Genomic DNA, 24,165 nt, shown 5'->3' with positions numbered 1-24,165 from the left:
ATTAAGATATTAAGTTCATCCTGAGTTTAAAGGTAAATTTGAAACTGTACAATGAATTCGCCTTTTGAGGAAGGGCTTTCCGTAGGACTGGTATAAACCGGTCTTGTGGAATATTGGGTAGTAATTTTTGCGTGATGTCCGTCTATGAACCAGTTGGCACCTACATCAAACTGTGAAGATGATTTGTCAAATGCTTCAAAGCTTTTGTGCGTATACGCCGCGAAAGGCTGTATTCTGATCTTAGGTTTTTCTGTTTGATTCGGAAGAAGTAAGCCTGCCTGAGCATACACTACATTTCCCGTTCCGATCATAGGTTGTAAGTTTCCAGGACCTGCAATGGCTCTATTTCCCGCAAAATTGGGGTCATTGGCTGCAATATTCATTGTTCCCAGATTTCTTATGTAGTTGGGGCCGAAATTATAGTTGTAATATCCGGCATAGGCAGAAACTGCCATCTTATGTTTGGCATTTCCCAAGGGAATATCTGCAAATGCATCTACGGCTACGAGGGTGATGTCATGTTTTTCAATATTGGAATTGATGGAAGTTCTGGTTCCGTCAGCCTGATGGTAAAAACCGGCACCCACATTGAACACTTTCTTTGTTCCTAAATACGAACCCACCTTGAAAGGAAGCGTATTGGACTCTTCATCAAGGAACTGGTATTCAACATAACCCGCTTTTGAAAAACTTGGATTTCCATTGTTATCTACGGCTGCAGCTCTTGAGGGATCTGTAACATTGACCGGAACCAAATCTGTCGCAAAAGGTTTGTTTAAACTGAAGCGGTATTCCAGTTTACCATACTTTCCTTTAGCAAACATTCCAAGCTGTCTTGCAAATTGATCTGAATTATCGATTAATGGCCATGAGAAAATAGGAGAGTCTACGGTAAGGAAATTCAAGGTCGAAGCCATGGTCATACGGGAAAGTCCCATATAGTAATGAAGCCCTGCTCCTAAGGATAAACTGAATTTTCCGGCTTCTCCAGGTAAAATAACTGCGTATTCATTCCATGCATCATGAAAAAATAACTGCGGTTTCTTACCATTTCCGTAACCTCCTGTTCCTGTGGTGCCTGTAGCTCCGCCATTGATGAAGGTTTGGTTATTGATCCCAAAGTGAGCCAGGATCATGTATCTTTTAGAGATTTGGGCATACATTAAAGCACGTAATCTTCTGTTTCCCAAGCTCCATGAGTTGTCAGTAGGTTCTCCGCCTACCATACTTCCCTGATTCATTTGGGTGTTTCTGAGCCAGAACTGGTCCCATAAAATAAATCTGATGTACTTATCTCCTTCCTGATTGAGGTTTAATTTTAATCCGCCTCCGTAATCAGGAGAACCCTGTGAATATAAAGAACTGCTTATTAGGGCTAATCCAATAAATGAGAGTAATTTATTCATAAATTATCAATTTTTGGCGTTGTTTTTTGTGAAAGCCAAATTGTAATTAATAATTTAGTTACAAAAATTTAATATATATTAGTGGTAATGATATAGTTTTTTTGTAACTGTTTGGTTTTTAGTTACGAGTTGCGAGATTCGGGTTGGAAGGTTGGAGAGTCTGAGAGCTGGGAAGTAAATAAGTCTGAAGATGGTTACTCGTTCAATCTTGGCTAACGAGGGGTATGTTTGGTGGCTTAGGTTCTCGAAGCCACCACTTCTCATGTCGGAAATCTGAAATCTGATGTCTAGTATCTTGGCCCTTGGTTCTTGATTCTAATATCTCAGCTACTTCTTAAACCTCTCCCACTTAATCAGCATATACTTATCCGCAAACTGAGTAATGATAAGGCCGGAGTTTTTGATATTGTCTTCCTGGGCGATATATTCAATCAATTCATTCTGTTTTAGTATTTTATAAACCGGATGGAATTCAGAATGGGGTGGTCTTGTGATGTTGTATTTTTTGATCCAAGAGCTGATCGTAACGTGGGAAACCCCGATAATCCGTTCTATTTCACGGAAGCTTAAGCCTTCAAGATAGAGCTGGAGTGCCTTGGTTACATAATAGTCGTCGATCTGTTTTCCCATTTTTTTGACGGTGAAATAGTAGTTGCAGTCTTTGCAGAGAAAACGCTGTTTTTCGTTGATGATTCCGCTTTTTACAATGGTGTGGCCACCGCATTTGGGACACGTGTTTTCCATAACTATATGTTTTTAGCAAATATATAATAATTTAGCAAAGTTATATTTTATTGTAAAGATAAAATTACCTGTTTATTTCTTTAAATCAAAAAAAATATCTTTTTAATTTGGTTTTTAAAGTTATTATGCTTTAAATTTGCCAAAAAAATCAGATAAATAAATGGAAATAGAAATTTCCTCATGCGAACATCTCATGTATGTGAGTGAAATACAGCAGGAAATGTATGATTCAGCACAGCGCAGAGGAACGGGGATCGCAAAACGTTCCATCGAATACTTAACGAAAAAGATTTCAGAAGGTAACGCTGTGGTTGCCACTGAAAATGGCGAATGGGTGGGTTTCTGTTACATTGAGACCTGGTCACATGGTCAGTTTGTAGCTAATTCGGGACTGATTGTATCTCCGAATTACAGGAACAGGGGAGTTGCCACTTTGATTAAGAATAAGGTTTTCCAGTTATCTAGAGAAAAATATCCGACTGCGAAGGTATTTGGTTTAACCACAGGACTTGCCGTCATGAAAATTAACAGTGATCTGGGTTACAAACCGGTGATCTATTCTGAATTGACTCAGGATGAAGAGTTTTGGAGCGGGTGTAAGAATTGTGTGAACTATGAAATTTTAATGAAAAAGGAACGCAAAAACTGTTTGTGTACAGCGATGCTTTTCGTTCCTGAAAATAATAATAAAGTAAACGGGACTGAAATTCAGCAGTCCGAAATTGATGAGTACAATGGAGAAAAAGAAAGTCGTCTTAGCATTTAGCGGAGGTTTAGATACCTCTTACTGTGCTAAATATCTTAGTGAAACACTTGGATATGAAGTGTATGCAGTGACTGTAAATACCGGAGGTTTTTCTAAAGAAGAAGAAAAAGAACTGGAGAAAAAAGCCTTCAATCTGGGGGTGAAAGAATACAGGTGCGTTGATGCTCAGGAGGATTATTATAATTCTTGTGTGAAGTATCTGATCTTCGGAAATGTGCTGAAAAACAATACCTATCCATTGTCTGTGAGTGCGGAACGTACGGTTCAGGCACAGGAAATTGCAAAATATGCCATTGAAACCGGTGCTGGTGCTATTGCCCACGGAAGTACGGGAGCTGGAAATGATCAGGTTCGTTTCGATTTGATTTTCCAGGTGATGTGCCCGGAAGTGGAGATCATTACGCCAATCCGTGATATGAGCCTGTCCCGTGAAGAAGAAATTGAATTTCTGAAAAATCATGGGTATGAAATGGAGTTCCATAAAGCACAATATTCTGTGAATAAAGGTTTGTGGGGAACGTCAGTTGGAGGAAAGGAAACATTGACATCGAGAAATTCTCTTCCGGAAGAAGCTTTTCCATCGCAAATTAAAGAAACCCAGCCTTCAGAACTGGAAATTGAATTTAAAAAAGGTGAGGTTGTAACGGTAAACGGAGAACATTTTGAACATTCCGTGAAGGCGATTCAAAAAATTGAACAACTGGCTTCCGCTTATGGAATCGGTCGTGATATTCATGTTGGAGATACCATTGTTGGAATCAAAGGAAGAGTAGGATTTGAAGCAGCGGCAGCATCAGTGATCATCAAAGCGCATCATTTATTGGAAAAACATACGCTTTCAAAATATCAGCAGATGATGAAGTCCCAGCTTTCCGACTGGTATGGAAACTGGCTTCATGAAGCATTATTCCTGGATCCGGTGATGAGAAATATTGAATCTTTCTTAACGGATTCTCAGGAAACGGTCAGCGGAAAAGTATTTGTAACCCTTCATCCATACAGGTTTGTGTTAAACGGAATTGAATCCAAGCACGATCTGATGTCCGATAAATTCGGAAGTTACGGTGAAGCCAATAGAGCCTGGACAGGTGAAGATGTAAAAGGATATACAAAAATTGTAAGCAATTCTTTAAACATCTACCACCAGATCAATTCAAAATAAAAAGCGTCAGTTAAGGAACTCTAAATAAAGATTTATAATTAAAGAGTTCCAACGGAACGATTTACCCCAGGATAGGATGAAATCCTATCAATCATAATCAAATCATCATATCATTAAAAATATGAAAAAAGCAGGAATTGTAGGCGCCAACGGCTACACAGGAAGCGAATTGGTCCGTGTGCTGGCTTTTCATCCCAATGTGTCATTGAGTTTTTTATATAGCCGTTCCAATTCGGGGACAAAAATTTCAGATTTGTACCCGGATTTAACGGCAGTTTGTGAACAGGTTTTAACGGATCAACCGGAAGACGTGGATATTTTATTTTTGTGTCTTCCTCATAAGGAAAGCAAGAACTGGCTTATTAAAAATCCAGTAAAGGAAGATACTTTAGTTATTGATCTTGGAAATGATTTCCGTTTGGACGGAAGTTTTGGAAAAAGAAATTTTACCTACGGACTTCCTGAAATCAATAAAAAAAATCTGGCAGGAGCAAAAAGCATTGCCAATCCGGGATGTTTTTCAACGGCTATTCAGCTGGCTCTTCTTCCGTTAGCGGAAAAAGATTTGTTGAATGAAGTGTATACGACAGGAATTACAGGTTCTACAGGTGCGGGTCAGTCTTTGCAGGCAACGACACATTTCACCTGGAGGAATGATAATATTTCGGCATACAAAACGCTGACGCATCAGCATGTGGATGAGATTTTACAGCAGTTAGTTTCGTTTAATCATAAAGATATCAGTCTGAATTTTGTTCCATGGAGAGGAGATTTTGCAAGAGGGATTTTTACAAGTTCTACAGTGAAAACGGATTTAGTACTTTCAGATATCATTCAGTTGTATCAGGATTTTTATGAAGGGGAGCCTTTTGTGAAGGTTAGTGAAAATGCAATTGATTTAAAGCAGGTTGTCAATACCAATCGCTGTGTGATTCATATAGAAAAGAGTGGGAATGTAGCGGTTATTCACTCAGCGATTGACAATTTGTTGAAAGGGGCTTCTGGACAGGCGGTACAAAATATGAATATAGCGATGGGCTGGGAAGAAAACCTGGGACTGAACTTAAAGCCGGTAGCATTTTAAAAAAAAGTGAATGGTTAATAAGTCAATTGTGAATTGAAAAACCGAAATATTCGACTTAGGAAAGCGGAGCGGGAAGAAAATTAATTCTATGAACGTTAAGAAAATTCTACTGTTTGAAGCGCGACAAAAATATTGAATCGAAAAACAAATAGTGAAATCGCGCAAGTTTAGAATTTTTAGAGAATAGAATAATTTTTAGCGGAAGTTTCCAGGTCTTGAACTTTTGTTTCTTTTGTTTGACTACGTCGAATCTTCGATTTCAAGACAAAAGAAAATTAATAAAATAAAAAACATGAATTTATTCAACGTATATCCATTATTTAACATAAATCCGGTAAAAGCTAAAGGATCTTTCCTTTGGGATGATAAAGGAGAAAAATACCTTGATTTCTATGGCGGTCACGCAGTGATTTCCATCGGACACAATCATCCGCATTATCAAGCGCAGTTGAAAGAGCAGCTGGAGAAAATATCTTTTTATTCAAACTCGGTTCAGAATGAATTACAGACTGAACTGGCTGATAAATTAGGCAAGCTTTCAGGCTATGAAGACTACAATCTTTTTCTGTGTAATTCAGGAGCTGAAGCTAATGAAAATGCATTGAAGCTTGCGTCTTTCCATAACGGAAAAAGTAAAGTGCTTTATTTCTCAGGATCCTTCCACGGAAGAACTTCTGCGGCGGTTTCTGTGACGGATAATCCAAAGATTGTTGCTCCGGTTAATTTTTCCGAAAGGTTTATTAAATCTGAATGGAATGACATCAAGCAGCTCGAAGAGATCTTTGAAACTCAGGGAAGTGAAATTTCATCCGTTATCATTGAAGGAATTCAGGGTGTAGGCGGAATTATGATCCCAGAGGCAGAGTTTTTATCCAAAATTAAAGAATTGTGTGAAAAATATGATGCAGCCTTGATTCTTGATGAAGTCCAGTCAGGATATGGAAGAAGCGGGTATTTCTTTGCTCATCAGGAATTTGGTGTCGAACCGGATATGATCACGACAGCAAAAGGAATGGGAAATGGTTTCCCGATCGGAGGTGTTTTGATTCATCCGAAGTTTGAAGCAAGCAATGGTTTGCTAGGAACGACTTTCGGAGGAAATCACCTGGCCTGTGCCGCAGCCATCGCTGTTCTGGATGTAATGAAGGAGGAAAATCTTACGGCCAATGCTCAGCAAATGGGTGATTATATTGAAAACGAAATTAAAGACTTTCCCCATATTAAATCCATTCGAAGGAAAGGTTTAATGATTGGAGTAGAGTTGGATCAGGACTGTTCTGAAGTGAGGAAAAGTCTGTTGTATAATCATCACATTTTTACAGGAAATTCCAATGATAAAAGTGTATTGAGGATCCTTCCGGCTCTCAATATCGGCAAAGAGGAGACAGATCTTTTTGTCGGTGCTTTAAAAGTAGTTTTAGATAAGATTTAACTTACAAATGATGGTTAAGATTATCACAATTAATTAAAAAATTCATCAAATGAAAAAATTCACCTCTGTAAGCGACGTAAAAAACTTACAGGAAATCATAAAAAAAGCTTTACAGATTAAAGAAAACCCCAATTCCGAACCGGAAAAAGGAAAGGGAAAAACCATAGGCCTTGTGTTTTTAAATTCAAGTTTAAGAACCCGTTTAAGCAGCCAGATTGCCGCTCAGAATTTAGGATTGAATGTGCTGACTTTAAACGCAGCTCAGGAAGCCTGGAATCTGGAATTTGCAGACGGAGCCGTAATGAATGGCGATACGGTTGAACATATTAAAGATGCGATAGAAGTACTGAACCAATATTGTGACATCATTGCAGTGCGTTGTTTCGCAGGGATGAAATCTAAAGAAGACGATGTTAATGAAAGTATCCTGAGTCAGTTTGAACAGCATGCCAAAGTGCCTGTGATTTCTCTGGAATCCGCAACGCGACACCCGCTTCAAAGTTTGGCAGACTGTATTACCATTACAGAAAACTGGAAAGAGGAACGTAAACCGAAAGTAGTTCTCACCTGGGCGCCACACATCAAACCGATTGCTCAGGCTGTAGGAAATTCCTTTACAGAGTGGATGCAGGAAATGGACGTGGATTTTGTAATAGCCAATCCTGAAGGTTATGATCTGGATAAAAATTTTACGAAGGACATCAAAGTGATTCATAATCAGGAGGAAGCTTTACAGGATGCTGATTTTATCTATGTGAAAAACTGGTCCTCTTTCGATGATTATGCAGCTATGCCGGAAGTAAAAGAAAACTGGATGCTGACCGGAGAAAAACTGGAAAACACCAATCATGCAAAAGTAATGCACTGTCTTCCTGTCCGTCGTAATGTAGAATTAAGCGATGAGGTGATGGACGGAGAAAACTCCATCATCTATCATCAGGCCAAAAATAGAATTTTCTCTGCACAAGCCGTTTTTTCAGAAATTTTGAATGAATTGAATTCTAAATAACTGGAATTCATCAAGGTTCAAAACCTTGACAAGGATAAGAATCTCAAGAACGTTTTTTAATATCTTAAACCCATAAAGAGTTCCAACGGAACGATTTAATCAAGGATAGGATGCAATCCTATCAGTAATATCAAACCAAAATGAAAGAAAAATTATACATCATAAAAATAGGAGGTGCTCTGATCGACGATCCAGAGTTGCTTGACCAATTTTTAGAGCAGTTTTCTGAAATTAAGGAAAAGAAAATTTTGGTTCATGGAGGCGGAAAATTAGCAACTACGCTGGCTGATAAATTGGGTGTTGAACAAAAAATGATCAACGGAAGAAGAATTACGGATAAAGAAACGCTGGATATTGTTGCGATGGTATATGCAGGAGGAATCAATAAAAATATTGTGGCTAAACTGCAGCAGAAAAAATGCAAGGCGATAGGTTTTTCCGGAGCTGATGCGAATTTGATTAAAGCAAAAAAAAGAGAACATCCCGAAATAGATTTTGGATTTGTGGGAGATATTGAGAAAAAAAGTGTGGACAGAAAATTGATCTCAAAGTTGATTAAACTTAAACTTGTCCCGGTTTTTTCAGCGATTACCCATGACAAAAAGGGAAATCTTTTTAATACCAACGCAGATACGATTGCTTCAGTCATTGCTCAGGCTTTATCTTCAAAATATGATGTGGAATTGTTGTATTGTTTTGATAAAGAGGGGGTTTTGGAAAATGTTGAAGATCCCGGATCGGTTATAAAAAGTGTATCCGCAGAAGAGTTTTCTGTGTTAAAAGAAGCGGGAAAACTTCATAAGGGAATTTTGCCCAAACTTGAAAATGCTCTAGGAGCTGTAAAAAATAATGTAAACAAGGTGTTCTTAATTAAAGAAACCCAATTAAAAAACCATATAGAAAGCCATCATGGAGGAACTGAAATCTGTTTATAGTAAAGACGAGTTACTGACTCACGCCGTTGAATTGCTTAAAAAACTGATTGCAATTCCTTCATTCAGTAAGGATGAGTACAATACATCCGTGGAAATTGAGAACTTTTTCAAGAAGCATCATATTCCTACGAAACGTTTTAAAAACAACATCTGGGCTGTCAATAAAAACTTTGATGTGTTGAAGCCGTCCATTTTGCTGAATACCCATCACGATACGGTAAGACCGAATAAAGCCTACACACTGGATCCGTTTCTTCCGGTTGAGAAGGACGGAAAACTGTACGGATTGGGAAGTAATGATGCCGGAGCTTCTCTGGTTGCTATGGCTCAGGTTTTTTTACATTTTTATGAGAAAGAAGATTTAAAATATAATTTAGTGATAGCGTTGACGGCTGAGGAGGAGATTTCAGGATTTGATGGAATTGAGACCTTATTTCCACAGCTTCCGAACATAGAACTCGCCATTGTAGGAGAACCCACGCAGATGAATCTGGCGATCGCGGAAAAAGGACTGTTGGTGATAGATGGGGAAATGAAAGGAACTCCTTCTCACGCTGCTCATCCGAATGACGATAACTCTATTGTAAAATGCATGGAAGATCTTCAGCATATTCTGAATTTCAGATTTCCGAAAGTTTCGGATTATTTGGGGGAAGTTAAAGTGACGCTGTCGGGTATTCATGCTGGTGTTCAGCATAATGTAGTTCCGGAAGCCTGTACGTTCACTTTGGACGTGAGAGTTACCGATGAATATTCCAATAAAGAAGCTTTTGAAATCATTCAGTCTCAAATGAAATCTTCATTAACGGCCAGATCTTTCAGGTTAAATTCCTCAAAAATAGAAATGGATCATCCTTTTGTACAGGCAGGTCTGGAAATTGGAAGGACTACTTACGGTTCACCAACATCGTCTGACCAGGCTATTATTCCATGTACATCCGTGAAAATAGGTCCCGGCGACAGTAGGCGCTCCCACACGGCAGATGAATACATCTATATCAAAGAGATCGAGGAAGGAATTGAGATCTATATAAGGATCTTGGAAAAAGTTTTATAAAGAGAAGTTAGAGGCTAGAAATTAGAAGTTAGATGCCGGAAATTTACACACACACCTTAGCACTAACATCTAATTTCTAACATCTAACATCTAAAAAAAATGTTTTAACCACGCTCAGCAGGCCAATCAAAGTTCAGTTTTTAATAAGGATTTATGCAAAAAAGAAAATTAAAGACGAAGACTTTTCAATGCGGAGATGTTTTTTTATAGTTAAAGAGGCTTTGCTGAGCAGGTTGAAACGAATTGATTATTGTAAAGAATATTATTATGAAAAAAATATGGCAAAAGGATGACCTGGCCACCAATATATTAGTCAACACATTTACAGTCGGGAAAGATCTTGACTTTGACGAACGTTTAGCAAAATATGATGTTAAAGGTTCTATGGCGCACTGCCAGATGTTGGCAGAAACCGGAATTATCACCGGTGAAGAATCGGAGCAGATGCTTTCTGTTTTGGGAGATATTTTAAAAGATATTGAGAACGGAAGCTTTGAAATCGATAAAGAAGCAGAAGATATCCATTCTCAGATTGAAGCGATACTGATTGAAAAGTTGGGTGATATCGGAAAGAAAATTCATACCGCAAGATCCCGTAATGATCAGGTTTTACTGGATATCAAACTTTATTTACTGGATGAGATCCGTGAGATTACAGCTTTAACGGACGAGTTTTTCCAGATTCTGATCCAACTGGCTGATCAGCACAAAAATAAATTGCTTCCGGGGTATACTCACCTTCAGATCGCAATGCCATCATCGTTTGGATTATGGTTTGGAGCCTATGCGGAAGCATTGTTAGATGATGTTGAACTGTTGTTTTCGGTGAAGAATATCATCAATAAAAATCCTTTGGGCTCAGCGGCAGGATATGGTTCCTCTTTTCCTATTGACAGAGAAAGTACGACCTATAATTTAGGTTTTCAATCTATGAACTATAATTCGGTGTATGCGCAAATGACCCGTGGTAAATCTGAGAAAATGTTGTCTATGGCCATGGCTACTTTGGCGGGAACGCTTGGGAAATTTGCCTACGATGTCTGCTTGTATTTAAGCCAGAACTTCGATTTTATAAGCTTTCCAAAAGAATTTACCACAGGAAGCAGCATTATGCCTCATAAAAAGAACCCGGATATTTTTGAATTGGTTCGGGCACGATGCAACCGAATTCAATCCTTACCAAATGAGCTTATCTTATTGACGAATAATTTACCGTCAGGTTACCACAGAGACGTACAGCTGACAAAGGAAATTCTTTTCCCGGCTATCGATTCCTTGAAAGAATGTCTGGAAATTCTAAGTTACACCCTTCCGAATATTCAGGTAAAAGACGGAATTCTGGCAGACGAGAAATACAAATATCTTTTCAGTGTAGAGAAGATCAATGAAGAAGTGAAGAAAGGAAGTTCATTCCGCGATGCTTATGTAAAAGTAGGGCAGGAGATTGAAAATAATGAATTTGAGTTTGAAGTTGGAAACTTAGACCATAGTCATCAGGGGAGCCTTGGAAATCTCTGTCTGGATAAAATAGAATATCAGTTTAATAAGCTGAAGAATAAATTATTGGGTTAGTATTATCTTGATGTTTCGGCTCGCTCAGCATGACGTCGCTACAAAATGACGTTTAGTATTAGAAATGTCATGCTGAGCATAAACTATCGGTTTACGAACGAAGTTCACGAAGCATCTATTAGTTTAAATGAAAATTATTCCAGATCAATTTTAAACTTAGTCGATTTTTTAACCTCGTGAAGCACAATAGAACTGTGATACTGGCCAATGTTTGGAATATTTGAGATGACATTCACTGCGAAATCATTATAAGAATTAATATCCTTTGCTATGATCTTAAGCATGTAGTCGTACTCACCGGAAAGACTGATGATCTCCTGAACTTCATCATGTTTCATAATGTTTTTCTCAAAGGTTTCCAGTACTTTCTGGGATTGCTCCTTAAGACGGACATTACAGTAAACCACGATATTCAAACCCAGTTTTTCACGGTTCAAAAGACCGACATATTTCTCAATGATGCCATGTTTCTCCAGCTGTTTAATCCTTTCATACGTAGGAGTAAATGTAAGACCTATCCTTTCTGAAATTTCTTTTACAGATAGAGTAGAGTCTTCCTGAATAATGCTGAGAATCATTTTGTCTTTTAAATCCATAGGGAGAATTGAGTTTTAACAAAAATATCAATTAAAAATGAAAATAAGGAAAGATTACAGGTTTAAATTTTTTTAGAAATTTGGTTTTGTAGATTCGTGAAAATATTATATCTTTGCACCTAATGAATAAAAGAGTATTTATATCATTAGATTTACCGGGCGAAAGCGCCCTTTACGATATTTATTGTTATTAAGCGAAGATCCTGTCTTCGCTTTTTTTATGCTCAAAAAATAAGAATTATGTTTACGATTACAGAACTAAGCACCGAGAGAATCAACAGTATACTGGCCGAAGCACTGGCTTTTGCCAATGGGAAAACTGCAAAAATTGAAGGAGAAATTTTCTGCTCAAATCTTTTCTTTGAAGACAGTACAAGAACAAAGACAAGCTTTGACATCGCAGAAAGAAAACTGGGACTTCAGGTAGTACCTTTTGATGCTTCCCACAGTTCTGTAAACAAAGGGGAGAGTCTTTATGACACGGTAAAAACCATAGAAAGTCTGGGTGTGAATCTGGTAGTGATCAGAGATAAGAAGGACAGGTATTTTGAAGAATTAAGCAATATCAAAATTCCGGTGATCAACGGAGGAGACGGAACAGGAAATCATCCTTCCCAATGTATGTTGGATCTGATGACCATCTATCAGGAATTCGGAAAATTTGAAGGACTGAAGATCGGAATTGTAGGAGATGTAAAACACAGCCGCGTGGCCAATTCAAATGCTGAAGCATTAAGAAGATTAGGTGCTAAAGTATATTTCTCAGGACCGGAACACTGGTTTGATGAAGGCGCTTTAATTAACGGAACCTATTTACCGGTTGATCAGCTGATCGCGGAGGTAGATGTTCTGATGCTGTTAAGAATCCAGCACGAAAGACACGATGCAAAAATGAGTTACACCGCTTCTGAATACCACAGAAAATACGGTTTAACGAAAGATAGAGAAAAAGCAATGAAAAAAGGAGCGATCATCATGCACCCGGCACCTATCAACAGAGGTGTTGAAATAGATACAGACCTGGTGGAATGCGATCGTTCAAGAGTGTTCAAACAGATGCAGAACGGAGTCTTCGCAAGAATGGCCATCCTGAAAGAAGCACTGGAAAAAGAAGGGTATACCTTTAAATAGTTAAAAGATCTTAAGATCCGGGTGCCGAGTCTTGGACATACAAAAATTCCCCTCCCATGGAAGGGTGTCGAAAAAATAGAATATTTTTTGACGGGGTGGTTAAAAAGAAAAAAAATAAAACAGAACGAGGAAGTTTAACTTCTAACTTCTTAAATCTAATATCTAATTTTTAAAAATGAAGAAAAAATTAATACTGGAGTCCGGTGAAGTGTTTCATGGAGAAGGTTTCGGAGCAGAATTGGAAACTGCCGGAGAAGTAGTTTTCAATACCGGAATGACAGGGTATCAGGAGTTGATCTCCGATCCGTCATACTGCGGTCAGATTGTTTGCATGACCTATCCGCTTATCGGAAATTATGGTATTAACCGTGATGATTATGAAAGCATTGAGCCGGCTATTAAAGGACTTATCGTAAAGGAACTTTGCGACCTTCCTTCCAATTTCCGTACTCAGATGACTTTAGAGGAATTATTTAAAAAGAAAAACCTTTCAGGAATTTCCGGAATCGATACCAGAAGACTGACCAGAATTCTACGTAATTCAGGAGTTGTGAAAGGGAAAATTGTAAACGTTGAGGCTGATGAAAACGAAGTGGTTGCAGAATTAAAAGGCACCAACTTCCCGACCAATCAGGTGGAAGCAGTTTCTACAAAAACAGCTTATGCCAATCCTGGAAGAGGATTTAAAGTGGTACTAGTAGATTTTGGTTCCAAATTAGGAATCATCAGAGAACTGTCTCAGAGAAACTGCGACATCACTGTAGTTTCCCACGACACCACAGCAGAAGAGATTTTGTTAATGGATCCGGATGGAATTATGCTTTCAAACGGTCCTGGTGACCCGGAAGACAACCCTCAGGCATTAGACATGATCCGCGGATTACTGGGGAAAGTTCCGATCTTCGGAATCTGCTTAGGACATCAGCTGATCGGTTTGGCTTGTGGGGCAAAAACATTCAAACTGAAGTTCGGACATAGAGGAGGAAACCACCCGGTACTGGATCTTGAGAAAAACAAAGTATCCATTACTTCTCAAAACCACGGCTACGCAGTAGATCAGGAAAGTCTTAAAAATACAGATCTAATCGAAACTCACATCGCCCTAAACGACAGAACCAACGAAGGTCTTAAACACAAGATCCACCCATGCTTCTCCGTTCAGTACCACCCGGAAGCAAGCCCCGGTCCTGAAGATGCAAACTATTTGTTTGATGAGTTCATCGATTTAATGGAGGGATTTAAGAAGTAAGAAAGACTTCAGATATTAGACATCAGATAACAGACTTTATCATGCACAATTTTGAGAAACTACTTTTCTGGCAGAAATCAATAGAACTTGCGAAAGAGATCTATATAATTTGTACAGAGTTACCCAAAGATGAAAAGTTTGGTTTGATTTCTCAAATTAAAAGATCTGCAGTTTCCATTACTTCAAATATAGCTGAAGGAGTGGGAAGAAACAATGACAGTGAGTTTTATCACTTTCTGGTATTGCCAATGCTTCTTCCTTTGAATTGCAGACCCAGTTAATTTTAACAAGAGAGCTGAAGTTGCTGGATGTTCAAAAAGTTAACAGTCTGATATCAAATGTAAATGAAATCCAAAGAATGATTTATACATTCAAATCTAATTTAAAAAAGTAAAACACAACGCTGGAAGTCTGAGATCTGAAATCTGACATCTGGTATCTAAAAAAAGAAAAATGGCAAAACGTACAGATATAAAAACAATTTTAGTAATCGGTTCAGGGCCCATCATCATCGGGCAGGCAGCTGAATTTGATTACGCGGGAACGCAGGCTTGTCTGTCTTTGAGAGAAGAAGGCTACAAGGTGATTTTGATCAACTCAAATCCTGCGACCATTATGACGGATGTAGAAATCGCAGATAAAGTATATATCGAGCCGATTTCACTTCAGTTTGTAAGCCACATCATCAGAAAAGAACGTCCAGATGCTTTGCTACCAACGCTTGGAGGTCAGACAGGTCTGAATATGGCGGTTGAACTGGAAAAATCAGGAATTCTTGAAGAATGCAAAGTGGAAGTTTTAGGAACTACACTTTCTGCGATCAACAGAGCGGAAGACAGAGATCTTTTCCGTGAACTGATGAGAGAACTGAATGAGCCGGTTCCTGAGTCAGATATCGTAACTACAGTAGAAGGAGCGATCCGTTTTGCTGAAGAAATCGGATATCCGGTAATTGTTCGTCCTGCCTTTACAATGGGAGGAACAGGAGGAGGTATCGCCTCTACGGAAGCTGAATTGAAGGAGATTGCTGAACTGGGATTAAAATACAGTCCGGTAACGCAATGTCTTATCGAAAGATCAATTGCAGGTTTCAAAGAAATTGAATACGAAGTAATGCGTGATGCGAACGACAATGCAATTGTGGTTTGTAACATGGAAAATATAGATCCGGTAGGAGTTCACACAGGGGATTCTATCGTAGTGGCACCTTCTCAGACACTTTCTGACAGAGAATATCAGTTATTGAGAAACGCTTCTCTAAAGATCATCAGAGCCCTGGGAATTGAAGGAGGATGTAACGTACAGCTGGCTTTAGACCCGCATTCATTCAACTACTATATCATCGAGGTGAACCCTAGGGTTTCCCGTTCATCAGCATTGGCAAGTAAAGCGACAGGATATCCGATCGCGAAAATTGCAGCAAAAATAGCAGTAGGTTTAACGCTTGACGAGATCATGAACCCGGTGACAGGTAAAACATACGCATGTTTCGAGCCTGCTCTTGACTATGTGGTAACGAAATTCCCAAGATTCCCGTTCGATAAATTCGAAACCGCAGACAGAAGACTGTCTACACAGATGAAAGCGACCGGAGAAGTAATGGCCATCGGAAGAAACTTCGAGGAATCTTTACAGAAAGCCGTTCGTTCTTTAGAAACCGGTTTAAGACACCTGGGATTAAAAACAAAACAGGCAGCTGCTTTAACGGACGAAGATATCGAAAGAAGAATCAGAGTTTGTGATGATGAAAGACTGTTCATTATTTGTGATGCTCTAAGAAGAGGTTACGATTGGGAGCAAATTGTAGAATGGAGTAAAATTGATAAATTCTTCATCTGGAAATTAAAGAAACTTGTTGATTTTGAAAAAGAAATTGCGGCAAATAAATTCGACAAAGAAACTTTAATTCAGGCTAAAAAATTAGGATTCTCAGATCAGAATATCGCTCACTTATGGGGATCTTCCCAGAGAGAGGTTTATAATTTCAGAAAAGAAAATGGCGTGATACCGGTTTACAAAATGGTAGATACGTGTGCGGCAGAATTTGAAAGTGAAACCCCTTATTTCTACGGAACTTACGAAGAAGAAAACGAAAGTGTAGTAACCGATAAAGAAAAAGTGATCGTTCTGGGTTCAGGACCTATCAGAATCGGCCAGGGAGTTGAGTTTGACTACGCAACAGTTCACTCGGTTTGGGCCATCAAAGAATTGGGTTACGAAGCGATTATCATCAACAATAACCCTGAAACGGTTTCCACAGACTTCTCAATTTCAGATAAATTATACTTCGAACCTTTAACGGAAGAAGATGTAATGAGCATCATTGATCTTGAGAAACCGATGGGAGTGGTGGTTCAGTTTGGAGGTCAGACCGCGATCAACTTAGCAGATAAACTGGCTAGCTACGGCGTAAAAATTCTGGGAACTTCACTGGAGGACTTAGACAGAGCTGAAAACAGAGATAAATTTGAAAAGGCCCTTCAGGAAATGGGAATTCCACAGCCTCTGGGAAAAACTTCAACGTCAAAAGAAGAAGCAATAAAAATTGCCAACGAGATCGGGTATCCGGTTTTGGTTCGTCCAAGTTATGTATTGGGAGGTAGAGCAATGGAGATTGTGTATACGGAAAGCGAATTGGCTCACTACATGGAATTTGCGGTAGATGCAAGCCCGGAACACCCGGTTTTGGTAGACCGTTACATTACAGGAAAAGAAGTGGAAGTAGATGCAATCTGCGACGGTGAAACGGTTATTATTCCAGGAATCATGGAACACATCGAAAGAGCGGGAGTTCACTCCGGAGACTCTATTGCAGTGTATCCGCCTCAGAATGTTTCGCAGGAGGAAATTGATACTTTGGTAGATTATACTCAAAGACTGGCAAAAGGATTGAATGTGATTGGTTTAATGAACATCCAGTACGTTCTTTTCGAAGGAAATGTATATGTGATCGAAGTGAATCCGCGTTCATCAAGAACAGTTCCTTTCCTGTCTAAAATCACGGAAGTTCCTATGGCGAACTTAGCAACAAAAGCAATTTTAGGACAGAAACTGAAAGATTTAGGATACAAAAACGGATTGGTTCCGAATAAAGAAGGAGTTTTCGTAAAAGTTCCTGTATTCTCTTTCTCAAAACTGACGAAAGTAGATATCTCTCTGGGGCCTGAAATGAAGTCTACAGGAGAAGTAATGGGGAAAGACACCACATTGGAGAAAGCCCTTTACAAAGGACTGATCGCAGCAGGAAGAAAAGTTCCGATGCACGGATCAATTTTGTTCACAGTAGCAGACAAGCACAAGCAGGAAGCCGCAGATCTGGCGGCAAGATTCCATGAAGTTGGCTTCAGAATATGGGCAACGGAAGGAACGGCTAAATTCTTTGAAGAAAAAGAAATTCCTTGTAAAATAGGATACAAAATCGGAGAAGATGATGTCAACCTGATCGACCTGATCCAGAAAGGAAAAGTGCAGTACGTAGTGAATACCATGACCAAAGGTAAGCAGGTAGAAAGAGACGGATTCCAGATCAGAAGAATGAGTGTGGAAAACGGCGTTCCTTGTTTAACATCTATGGACACAGTAGAAGCCATCCTGAAAGTAATTGAAAGCATGAGTTTCAAAATGGAGACGATGTAAAACATAATTTTATGATTTAACCCCCCTCGTAAGAATGCTTGCGAGGGGGCTTTTATTTAATATAATCTTGTCATTGAAATACTACAAAAGGGTAATTGACGAATAAACATATGTGTAGTAATTTTAAGCGATAAAAATAAAACTACTATTATGAAAACTATTACAACATTCGGATTATTTGCATTGTCTCTGTTGACTTTTTTTCTATCATGTAATAAATCAGCAGGTGATAAGCCGAAATCAAAAACAGAGCCTACCACAAATATGAAAATTGCAACTTTGTCAAATGATTCCCTGAGAAAAATAAAAGTTTGTACAGCTTTAATAAACGAGTCACATGCTCTTGATTCAGGAAAGGAAGCTTTTGGTAACTCTGACTTATTCTGGCCTGAAGACAAAAGAACTCTCTACGTCAATTTTCTCGATGGAGATCCAGTGGTTCAACAAAAAGTTATGAATGTAGCAAAACAATGGGAAAATTATTGTGGCATTAAATTTATTTTTTCAAATAGCCCTAATCCCGATATTACCATTTCTTTTAATGAAATAGGCTCCTGGTCTTATATAGGAAAAGATTCCAAGGGTAAAATACCATCAATGAATTACGGTTGGCTTAATGCTGATACACCACAATCTGAATATGACAGAGTGGTACTGCATGAGTTTGGACATGCGATTGGATTGCATCATGAGCATCAAAATAATAATAGCAATCCAATTATTTGGAATAAACCGGTTGTTTATCAATATTATATGGGGCCTCCGAATAATTGGAGCAAAGAAGAAGTAGATTATAATCTTTTTGCGAGATACAGCTCAAGTGAATATAATGGAACCGAATTCGACCCGTTTTCAATAATGCAATACTCACTACCAGCAGAATTTACTACAAATGGATACCATTTGAGTTCTGTTTATAAGTTATCAGAAACGGATAAAAAATTTATTGCAAGTATATATCCAAAGTAAAATAGATATGTGTAAAATTTTGTTTTTAACTATTATAGGGATTTCTACTTTATTGTATGTGTCCTGTAATCCAAAAAGAGCTGAGGAAAATTTTGTTCTGCCAACAGAAATGAATAAAGGTGCTGTAGAAAATTTCAAAAAAGCATGCTTTTTTGTTTCATCACAAAAAGAAATAGATTCATTAAAAAAAGTTTCTAAGATAGATATAGAGCTGCCTACAAATAGGGAAATTGAACAGGTTAGACAAATTACAGACTTTATTGGGCTGCCTCAAAATTTTGGAATTTATAAGGGAAATATACGTAATGCAATGGCAGTTGTTATTAACGGAAAAAGAATTATTATTTTTAGAAAAGATTTGTTAAGAAGAATTGATAGAGCGGGAGGAAGCGAATATTGGTCTTCAATGTTTATACTTGCTCATGAAATTGGGCATCATTTAAGTAATCATTTTTCTAATGATAGTATGGATTCAAAAGATGCAGAACTTGAGGCTGATTTTTTTGCAGGATCTGTGCTTTGTAGGCTTGGAGCATCATTAGAAGAAACAATAAAACCAGTTAGTTTTGGGTTTTTAACCACCTCTCTTGATCATAATAAACATCCTGATAAAAAAAGTAGAGTAACAAGGATTACAAATGCGTGGAATAGTACTAATTTTCAACTTAATAATACTTTTGCTGTCCCGCCACCGCCGCCAGATGATGATATAGATTTTGGAACACAATCAATATTTACACCGGAAGATTTCCATTTAATGCATGATGATATATTAAATAATGTGATTGAAAATAAGGCATATTACGAGTTGGAGGGCATTATTACCAGAGTTCATTATAATGATTCTATATATTTCAATTCGATAAATAATATTCAAGAAATCCAAGTTGAGATAACCAAAGACAATACAGGTTTCTACAAAAATAAAGAAGATGGTATACAAATAGGGAATCGGATATTAGTACAGGTTCCTGAGGGTAAAGAAATGTGTCACGCCTGTATTCGAAATTATCTCTCTATTTTAGTTAGAGGCAGAAAAATTCGTTTCAAAACATATGTCTATGGCTCTGGTTTAGATTCATATATGTTCCATTTGGAAAAATTAAAAAGATAGTATCAAAAAAATAATTTAAAAAATCGTTTTAAATGTAAAATTTAAAGCGATTTTTTGTTTTTAATTAACAAATTATTGACGGTTACTAAGGCGAAAAAGCACCACGAAATCGATAAAATATGTAAATTTGCATCCTCGTAAAAATAATATAGAAAAAAAATCAAATGAAATCAAAGTTTAAAATTTTTGTTTTGGGTGTTTCATTAACTTCTTTGACAAGTTGTGCATTATCAAATTCCGTTCAGCAGATTAATTATCAATCAAATTTGAAAATTGAGAATAAGCTGGCTTCCAGTAAAATTGTTCAGATTGAGCCTATGAAGGATGTAAGAGGGTATCAGGATGACAAAGTTATTTTCTACAAGAAAAACATGTACAACCAAACCATGTCTGGTGCTTATATGGCTGAAAAACCTGTTTCGGAAATTCTGACAGATGCAATAAAACATGGGCTCAGCGAAAAAAATATTACACTAAGTACTGATAATAAAAATTTTACGTTAAAATCAGAATTACAAAAACTAGATTACGAAGCTATTTCTGGATTTTCAACAGTTCAGCTCATTCCTCAGATTACAGTTAAATTTCAATTGATTGATAATGAAGGTAAAGTCGTATGGACTGATTTAATAACCGGAAAAGCGAATACAAAAGGATCTAAATTTGAAAAATTTCTGCCCCCGGCTATTGACAATTTAGTACAGCAATTAATCAACAGCCAAGACTTCTTAAATAATGTAAAGAACGATTAACAGTAATTTCTGTTAATGAAAAAATGGAAACGATCTAACTATCGGAACCAGATGATATATTTTAAACCCTGCGAGTTTTCTTGCGGGGTTTTTAATGAGATAAAAAATACTTGTCCGTTTTTCGGTTGTGTACAAACAGGATCTGTATTACTTTTATAAAAAAATAAAATGACAGCAATTCAGAGATTCAGAGAGCTGCATAAGCAGGATGATCCATTATTAATAGGGAATGTTTGGAATGTACAAAGTGCCAGGGCATATGAAAAACTGGGCTACCAGGCAGTAGCAACTTCGAGTTCTGCGGTAGCATTTAGTCTGGGATATGAGGACGGCGAAAACATGAGCTTTGATGAATACTTTTATATCGTCGAAAGAATTTTGAGATCTATCACCATTCCTCTGTCTGTGGATCTGGAAGGAGGTTATGGGAAGACGGTGGAAGAGATTGTTTTAAACATTTCCAGGTTGGCAGAGGCCGGTGTCGTTGGAATTAATATAGAAGACAGCGTCATTATTGATGGAACCAGAAAACTATTGAGTACAAATGATTTCTATGAAAAACTAAATGCAGTCATTCTCCAACTTAAAGAGCAGCATATTGATATTTTCATCAATGTCAGAATAGATCCGTTTCTTTTGGGTGTAGATCATATCATAGAAGAAACGATCAACCGGATGAAAATCATTGAGGAAGCAGGTGCGGATGGAATTTTTGTCCCATGCATTACCGGAGTGCAGGATATTGAGAATGTTATCATTACTTCAAAACTTCCGTTCAGCGTCATGTGTATGCCGGAACTTCCGGATTTTAAAACCCTTAAAAGTTTGGGCGTTAAAAGAATTTCCTCAGGAAATTTCTTAAATGGTTATATTTATGGGCAATTGGAAACCGCATTAAAAACCATTGGAGAGGCCGGAAGTTTTTCTCCGATTTTTTAGATATAATGAAACTTACAGAAGAAAGAATGTATCAGGCATCTTTAGAAAAAGATTCCTCATTTGAAGGCATTTACTGGATGGCTGTAAAAACGACGGGTATATTTTGCCGGCCCACATGTACAGCCAGAAAACCCAAAAGGGAAAATGTAGAATTCTTTGTCCATCCGGAAAACGCGATAGAAAACGGCTACAGACCATGTAAAATCTGCAGACCGCTTGAAAAACTGAACGAAACACCCCGGTACATTCAGGATTTGTTGGTTGAACTGCAACAGAATGAATCATTAAAAATCAAAGATGCAGACCTTCTGAAAAGAAATATTGAACCGGTAACGATCAGACGCTGGTTTCTGAAAAATCATGGAATGACCTTTCAGGCTTTTCAAAGAGAATTCAGAATGAATAAAGCATTCAAAAAAATAAAAAACGGTGAAAGCATTATGGAAGTAGCAATGGAATCAGGCTATGAAAGTTTAAGCGGCTTCAGTGAACGGTTTAAAGGAGTTATTGGAATTACCCCTAAGAATACAGGTCGCCGCACAATAATTGATCTGAAAAGAATTGAAACTCCATTAGGCCCCATGTTCGCCTGTTCATGCGAGGAAGGAATCTGCCTGCTCGAATTTACGGACCGGAAAAATGTAGAACGGCAGTTTGCCCATTTGTCCAAAGTGATGAATGCAGAAATTGTTCAGGGTGAAAATAAACATTTCGAACAGCTGGAAAACGAACTCAATGAATATTTTGAGGGAAAACGAACACAGTTTGAGGTACCTCTTTATATCACAGGAACAGATTTTCAGAAAAAAGTATGGCAGCTTTTAACAGAAATACCCAAAGGAGAAACCCGTACCTACAAACAGCAGTCTGAATTTTTGGGTAATCCCAAAGCCGTACGCGCCGTAGGAACAGCTAATGGAATTAATAAAATTGCCATTATTATTCCGTGTCACCGGGTGATAGGCTCAGACGGGGAATTGGTGGGATATGCCGGAGGAATCTGGAGAAAGCAAAAACTCCTGGAACTGGAAGGCGCCATCTTATTTTAAATATCTTTATAGGAAAACAATACCATGGCCTCAGAATTTGACCCCGTTCTACATCACTTCAGCCAATATATAAAGCTCAGCGAGACTTTAAAAAAAGAACTGCTGGACAGATTATCCTTTCAGACTTTTGAAAAAGGGGAACTTCTGCATGATGCTGATAAAATCTGCGCCAAAAGTTATTTTATTCTGAACGGACTGACCAGAACTTATTATCTGAAGGACGGAACCGAGATCAGCGAATATTTCTCCAGTGAAAACGAATGGGTCAATTCCCCAAAGAGTTTTATAGGACGCATAAAAGATATCTATTCCATCGACTGTCTCGAAAAAACAGAAACCTTCTGCCTCAAAATAAATGACCTGGGCTATTTATTCGATCATTTTCCAGAAATGGAGCGGTATGCAAGACTGTCAATGGGAAGCGTATTCGGGCACCTTATGGAACGGATTACGTCTCAGAGATTCACCACTGCTAAAGAAAAGTATGAACATTTTCTGACTGTTTATAAAGGAATTTATCACAGAATTCCACTGGGAATGACAGCATCTTATCTAGGAATTACCCAGTCTACGCTCAGCAGATTGCGGGCAGAAAAGTAGTTTTTGATCTGGAGCAAAAATTATCCGGATTCGCTGTGATATTTTTGTTAAAAAAAAACAATGAAACTACTATCTAACATTTTCTTCCTCCTGATGTTTGTTTGCACTTTTGTTAAAGCTCAGGATACCATTCACTCAAAGAATACGGATGCCATTTTGTATCAGCCTTCCAAAAATATTCAGGGTCTAGTCGTAGGACTTGGTGGTTCGGAAGGAGGAAATGCATGGGCATCAAAACATTGGAAAACCGTAAGAGATCAGTTTTTAGACAAAGGATATGCATTTCTTGCGCTGGCTTATTTCGGCTCAAAGAATTCTCCGAAACGGCTTGAAAAGATTGAAATTCACGATGTATATAATTCAATGAACCTTTCAAAACAGAGAATTCACACAGATAAAGTTGCTATTATAGGTGGTTCGAGAGGAGCAGACCTTGCTTTACTTCTGGGAAGTTATTATCCTGATATCTCGTGTATCATCGGACTGTCAGCAAGCCATGCTGTTTTTCCGGGGAATACAGATCATTTTTCGACTTCAAGCTGGACTTTTGGTGGAAAGGAACTTCCTTTTGTTCCGGTGAATGAAGCGGCAGTCCCTTTTATGATGGAGCGGAAAATAAGAAAAGCTTTTGAAGCGATGCTGCAGGACAAAGAATCCGAACAGAAATCCCTCATCAGAGTGGAACAGATTAAAGCTCCGGTTCTACTGATGTCCGGAACTGAAGACGAAATCTGCCCCTCATCAGAAATGTCTGAAAAAATCATTCAAAGATTAAAAAACAGTCATTTCAAATACCGTTATGAGCACATACCGTTCAAAGGTGGCCATTCCGAACCGTATCAGCATTTCGATAAAGTCTTCGATTTTCTTCAGAAAAACTTCTGATTTACTTAATCTCAACCTTAGCCTAAGTTTTAGCCTCAAACCCCTCTATTCATCATCTATTGTAAAAAGTTAATTTTA

21 protein-coding genes and 1 pseudogene are annotated in these 24,165 nt (G+C 38.1%); 19 read left to right on the top strand and 3 right to left on the bottom strand.

Annotated elements, in window-relative coordinates:
• Positions 1 to 26: 26 nt before the first annotated feature.
• Positions 27 to 1,406: a porin gene (locus LC419_RS22235; RefSeq protein WP_223609408.1), complete on the bottom strand. Its 1,380-nt coding sequence runs from the start codon at positions 1,404 to 1,406 to the stop codon at positions 27 to 29.
• Positions 1,407 to 1,733: 327 nt separating this feature from the next.
• Positions 1,734 to 2,150: a helix-turn-helix domain-containing protein gene (locus tag LC419_RS22230; protein ID WP_223609407.1), complete on the bottom strand. Its 417-nt coding sequence runs from the start codon at positions 2,148 to 2,150 to the stop codon at positions 1,734 to 1,736.
• 160 nt (positions 2,151 to 2,310) lie between these two features.
• Here LC419_RS22230 and LC419_RS22225 point away from each other — a divergent pair, with 160 nt between their 5' ends.
• The 8 genes from LC419_RS22225 to argH all read left to right on the top strand — a co-directional run bounded on the left by LC419_RS22225 (position 2,311) and on the right by argH (position 11,167).
• Complete coding sequence (locus LC419_RS22225; protein ID WP_223609406.1) at positions 2,311 to 2,916, top strand: GNAT family N-acetyltransferase; 606 nt, start codon at positions 2,311 to 2,313, stop codon at positions 2,914 to 2,916.
• Entirely contained in the window at positions 2,885 to 4,078 is a 1,194-nt protein-coding gene (argG, locus tag LC419_RS22220) for an argininosuccinate synthase (RefSeq protein ID WP_223609404.1), read from the top strand. The genes LC419_RS22225 and argG overlap by 32 nt, the downstream gene beginning before the upstream one ends.
• Before the next feature lie 121 nt (positions 4,079 to 4,199).
• Positions 4,200 to 5,162, top strand: coding sequence for an N-acetyl-gamma-glutamyl-phosphate reductase (gene argC / locus LC419_RS22215; RefSeq protein WP_223609403.1), 963 nt, complete (start codon positions 4,200 to 4,202; stop codon positions 5,160 to 5,162).
• A gap of 292 nt (positions 5,163 to 5,454) precedes the next feature.
• A complete protein-coding gene (locus LC419_RS22210) occupies positions 5,455 to 6,594 on the top strand; it encodes an aspartate aminotransferase family protein (RefSeq protein ID WP_223609402.1) in 1,140 nt (379 codons plus the stop codon).
• A 49-nt stretch (positions 6,595 to 6,643) separates the two neighbouring features.
• Positions 6,644 to 7,603: an acetylornithine carbamoyltransferase gene (locus LC419_RS22205; protein WP_223609400.1), complete on the top strand. Its 960-nt coding sequence runs from the start codon at positions 6,644 to 6,646 to the stop codon at positions 7,601 to 7,603.
• A gap of 140 nt (positions 7,604 to 7,743) precedes the next feature.
• The gene (gene argB, locus LC419_RS22200) at positions 7,744 to 8,538 is read left to right on the top strand and encodes an acetylglutamate kinase (RefSeq protein ID WP_223609399.1); all 795 of its coding nucleotides are present in this window, start codon (positions 7,744 to 7,746) and stop codon (positions 8,536 to 8,538) included.
• Complete coding sequence (locus LC419_RS22195) at positions 8,513 to 9,595, top strand: M20 family metallo-hydrolase (protein WP_223609398.1); 1,083 nt, start codon at positions 8,513 to 8,515, stop codon at positions 9,593 to 9,595. Before argB ends, LC419_RS22195 begins: the two co-directional genes overlap by 26 nt.
• 267 nt (positions 9,596 to 9,862) lie before the next feature.
• The gene (gene argH / locus LC419_RS22190; protein WP_223609397.1) at positions 9,863 to 11,167 is read left to right on the top strand and encodes an argininosuccinate lyase; all 1,305 of its coding nucleotides are present in this window, start codon (positions 9,863 to 9,865) and stop codon (positions 11,165 to 11,167) included.
• 134 nt (positions 11,168 to 11,301) lie between these two features.
• On the opposite strand, the gene LC419_RS22185 is transcribed toward argH, so the two are convergent.
• On the bottom strand, positions 11,302 to 11,763 hold the full coding sequence (locus LC419_RS22185; RefSeq protein WP_034731090.1) for an Lrp/AsnC family transcriptional regulator: 462 nt from the start codon (positions 11,761 to 11,763) through the stop codon (positions 11,302 to 11,304).
• Between the two features lie 240 nt (positions 11,764 to 12,003).
• Between LC419_RS22185 and LC419_RS22180 the strand changes: the two genes are divergently transcribed.
• The 11 genes and pseudogenes from LC419_RS22180 (at position 12,004) to LC419_RS22130 (ending at position 24,087) form a co-directional block, all read left to right on the top strand.
• Positions 12,004 to 12,894 (top strand): aspartate carbamoyltransferase catalytic subunit, encoded by an 891-nt coding sequence (locus LC419_RS22180; RefSeq protein ID WP_262901741.1) that lies wholly within the window; start codon positions 12,004 to 12,006, stop codon positions 12,892 to 12,894.
• Between the two features lie 175 nt (positions 12,895 to 13,069).
• Positions 13,070 to 14,143 (top strand): carbamoyl phosphate synthase small subunit, encoded by a 1,074-nt coding sequence (locus LC419_RS22175; protein ID WP_223609396.1) that lies wholly within the window; start codon positions 13,070 to 13,072, stop codon positions 14,141 to 14,143.
• Between the two features lie 41 nt (positions 14,144 to 14,184).
• Positions 14,185 to 14,537: pseudogene (locus LC419_RS22170) on the top strand (four helix bundle protein).
• Between the two features lie 59 nt (positions 14,538 to 14,596).
• A complete protein-coding gene (carB, locus tag LC419_RS22165) occupies positions 14,597 to 17,779 on the top strand; it encodes a carbamoyl-phosphate synthase large subunit (protein ID WP_223609395.1) in 3,183 nt (1,060 codons plus the stop codon).
• A 150-nt stretch (positions 17,780 to 17,929) separates the two neighbouring features.
• On the top strand, positions 17,930 to 18,748 hold the full coding sequence (locus LC419_RS22160) for a M12 family metallopeptidase (RefSeq protein ID WP_223609394.1): 819 nt from the start codon (positions 17,930 to 17,932) through the stop codon (positions 18,746 to 18,748).
• Positions 18,726 to 19,862, top strand: a complete 1,137-nt coding sequence (locus LC419_RS22155; protein WP_223609393.1) for a hypothetical protein — start codon at positions 18,726 to 18,728, stop codon at positions 19,860 to 19,862. Before LC419_RS22160 ends, LC419_RS22155 begins: the two co-directional genes overlap by 23 nt.
• A gap of 164 nt (positions 19,863 to 20,026) precedes the next feature.
• Complete coding sequence (locus LC419_RS22150; protein WP_223609392.1) at positions 20,027 to 20,614, top strand: hypothetical protein; 588 nt, start codon at positions 20,027 to 20,029, stop codon at positions 20,612 to 20,614.
• Between the two features lie 168 nt (positions 20,615 to 20,782).
• Positions 20,783 to 21,553 carry an isocitrate lyase/phosphoenolpyruvate mutase family protein gene (locus LC419_RS22145; RefSeq protein ID WP_223609391.1) on the top strand — a complete coding sequence of 257 codons (771 nt, stop codon included), beginning with the start codon at positions 20,783 to 20,785 and terminating at the stop codon, positions 21,551 to 21,553.
• 5 nt (positions 21,554 to 21,558) lie between these two features.
• The gene (locus LC419_RS22140; protein WP_223609390.1) at positions 21,559 to 22,602 is read left to right on the top strand and encodes a bifunctional transcriptional activator/DNA repair enzyme AdaA; all 1,044 of its coding nucleotides are present in this window, start codon (positions 21,559 to 21,561) and stop codon (positions 22,600 to 22,602) included.
• 24 nt (positions 22,603 to 22,626) lie between these two features.
• Positions 22,627 to 23,202, top strand: coding sequence for a Crp/Fnr family transcriptional regulator (locus LC419_RS22135; RefSeq protein ID WP_223609389.1), 576 nt, complete (start codon positions 22,627 to 22,629; stop codon positions 23,200 to 23,202).
• A gap of 60 nt (positions 23,203 to 23,262) precedes the next feature.
• On the top strand, positions 23,263 to 24,087 hold the full coding sequence (locus LC419_RS22130; RefSeq protein ID WP_223609388.1) for an acyl-CoA thioester hydrolase/BAAT C-terminal domain-containing protein: 825 nt from the start codon (positions 23,263 to 23,265) through the stop codon (positions 24,085 to 24,087).
• Positions 24,088 to 24,165 lie beyond the last annotated feature (78 nt).

The organism is Chryseobacterium sp. OSA05B (genome assembly GCF_019970065.1).
Taxonomy (GTDB): Bacteria; Bacteroidota; Bacteroidia; order Flavobacteriales; family Weeksellaceae; genus Chryseobacterium.
Note: the sequence above shows the minus strand (reverse complement) of the source record. Positions and strands in the feature narration are given on the sequence as shown.